This is a genomic window from Daejeonella sp. (genome assembly GCF_044342615.1).
Lineage (GTDB): Bacteria > Bacteroidota > Bacteroidia > Sphingobacteriales > Sphingobacteriaceae > Daejeonella.
Map to the genome: position 1 here is coordinate 1 of NZ_JBIIPN010000218.1, position 2,734 is coordinate 2,734.

Annotated in this window: 1 protein-coding gene and 2 pseudogenes; 1 reads left to right on the forward strand and 2 read right to left on the reverse strand. The window is 35.7% G+C overall.

Annotated elements, in window-relative coordinates:
• Positions 1-201: pseudogene (locus tag ACIQ0D_RS12570) on the forward strand (type I glyceraldehyde-3-phosphate dehydrogenase); the annotation flags it as partial.
• Between the two features lie 59 nt (positions 202-260).
• On the opposite strand, the gene glgB reads toward ACIQ0D_RS12570, so the two are convergent.
• Together glgB and ACIQ0D_RS12580 are read right to left on the reverse strand one after the other, a co-directional pair.
• Positions 261-2,228 carry a 1,4-alpha-glucan branching protein GlgB gene (glgB, locus tag ACIQ0D_RS12575; RefSeq protein WP_395806139.1) on the reverse strand — a complete coding sequence of 656 codons (1,968 nt, stop codon included), beginning with the start codon at positions 2,226-2,228 and terminating at the stop codon, positions 261-263.
• 42 nt (positions 2,229-2,270) lie between these two features.
• Positions 2,271-2,734 (reverse strand): annotated as a pseudogene (locus ACIQ0D_RS12580) (glycosyl hydrolase); the annotation flags it as partial.

Below are 2,734 nucleotides of genomic sequence, written 5' to 3' on the forward strand. Positions count from 1 at the left end.
TTAAAAGGCATTTTAGGATATACTGAAGATGAAGTTGTTTCAACTGATTTCCTTGGCGATGCACGTACCTCAATTTTTGATGCAAAAGCAGGTATTGCTTTGAATGATAATTTCGTAAAGGTAGTTGCATGGTACGATAATGAGTGGGGTTATTCCAATAAATTAATCGACCTAGTTCAGCATATTGCTACAGTAAAATAAGAATTAAACCTCATTTTATAAATTAAAAAAACCCTGTTTCATATCAGAAACAGGGTTTTTTATGAAATATTCTCAGATATTGGTCTCTTAAAGACTAAGCCTGCTAAGGGTGGCAAATTGACTAAAGTCGAATATTTTCTACCATGCCAAGCCTTCTCCTCAGATAAAAACTCTGTATCATTAAAGAGGCCCGCTCCATAAAACTGTTCTTCATCAGAATTCAACAAGAGCTTCCATTTTCCTTTAAAAGGCAATCCTACACGCCATGAATTTCTTGGAACAGGAGTTAAATTAAGAATGACCAAAATATCATCCTCTGGATTAAAGCCTTTACGGAGGTATGCTAAAATCGAATTATCAGCATCAGATCCCTCAACCCATTCGAAACCAGACTCGTCAAAACTCTTCTCGTATAAAGCGGGTTCAGATTTATAAAGCAGATTCAGTGCGGTAACTACCCTTTTAACCCCTTGATGCTTAGCATGTTCTAATAAATGCCAGTCGATCGATTTATTAAAATCCCATTCATCAACTTGTCCGATTTCATTGCCCATAAAAAGACATTTGGTCCCTGGATGGGTAAACATGTATAGATAAAGTAAACGGAGGTTAGCAAATTTCTGCCATTCATCGCCAGGCATTCTATTGAGTAGGGAGCCCTTTTCATGTACCACCTCATCATGAGAAAATGTGAGCATGAAATTTTCTGTAAATGCATAATAAGTACTAAAAGTTATCCCCTGATGTTCAAATTTACGATGTACTGGATCCTTACCAAAATACTCAAGGGTGTCATGCATCCATCCCATCATCCATTTCATTCCGAAGCCTAATCCACCTAAATGAACAGGCCTAGTTACCCCAGGAAAGGCAGTAGATTCCTCTGCAATAGTCTGTATATCAGGAAAATGAGTATACAGCGATTGATTTAAATCTTGAATAAAAGAGATAGCTTCCAAATTTTCCTTCCCACCATTAATATTGGGGAGCCACTCCCCTTCTTTGCGCGAATAATCGAGGTAAAGCATAGAAGCTACTGCATCCACACGTAAGCAATCAACATGAAAACATTCCATCCAAAAGTGGGCATTACTAATCAAAAAAGATTTTACTTCACTTTTGCCATAATTAAAAATATAGGATTTCCAATCGGGGTGAAAGCCTTTTTTAAAATCATCATGTTCAAAGAGGTGGCTACCATCAAAACGAAATAAACCATGCTCATCGCCAGGAAAATGGGAAGGAACCCAATCTAGAATCACACCTATTCCATTAAGATGTAATTGTTCAATGAGGAACATCAAGTCTTGCGGAGTACCATAACGGTTTGTAGCGGCAAAATATCCCGTAATTTGGTATCCCCAAGAGGGATAGTAAGGGTGTTCCATCAATGGCAGAAATTCTACATGTGTAAATCCAGTTTCTTTAAGATATGGAATTAAGATTTCAGACATTTGGCGATAAGTTAAAAACTCGTATGGCGATTCAAGACTTCGCGACCATGAGCCAAAATGCATTTCATAAACAGACATCGGTTTATTTAGTCCATTATGTTCCTTTCTATTTTCCATCCAAGAATTATCCTGCCAAGAATAGGCCGTATCCCAAACTGTAGAGCAAATTGATGGTTGTTGTTCCCATTTAAAAGAAAAAGGATCAGACTTTTCAAGAATTTGGCCTTTTTGGCTACTAATTAAATAATTATAGCGTATTCCTCTTATAATTTCAGGAATAAAGATCTCCCAAATACCTGAATCATCAGACCTCTTTTTCATTGGATAAGTTGAGGACTTTAATCCAATAAATTTTACTGAAATCTTCTTTGCATTTGGAGCCCAAACGGCAAAATATATCCCCTCAATACCCTCAAAATTGACCACATGAGCACCTAATTTCTCATATAATTTAAAATGTTTGCCAGATTTAAAAAGGCTAATATCTAAATCATTAAGGAGAGAAAAGGACTTAGAAATAACTGAATCTGATCCTTTTTGTGGAGAGCTTAGTGCTATATTATCTTTTAGCATTATATAAAATTGAAGCTTATAAATAAAACAAATACCTTATTATCAGGAAATTATATCAATCATTTTAAAATTCTTATTGCATTTAATTCTGAATTGTTTTAATTCATCAAATGCAATAGAGCCTTGAAATTCGACACCATCAATTAAGACTTTTTGAGGAGTGAAAGGGAGGCCAATAATTTTAAGATCATATAAGTTATACATGGGATTGAATAAACCCTGAATAGATTGCGAAATATGCATTGAAGCTGCGTCTCCACTTATTATAAATTTTTTCTCGAGATAAATATTTTGTTCATAGGCAAAAGTTTCATCATTATCTTCAAAGCATATTGAGCTCACCTCATATTCGGAGAAATATATTTGATAGATCATTTCTACGACCTCGAATTCACCAACATATTGCATTACCGGAGCCTCGGGAATTACTGAGCCAGCCTTTACAAAAATTGGCATAGAATCAAGGGGAGCGAGTACTTGATGCTCTCTCCCACCCTTTAATAGCT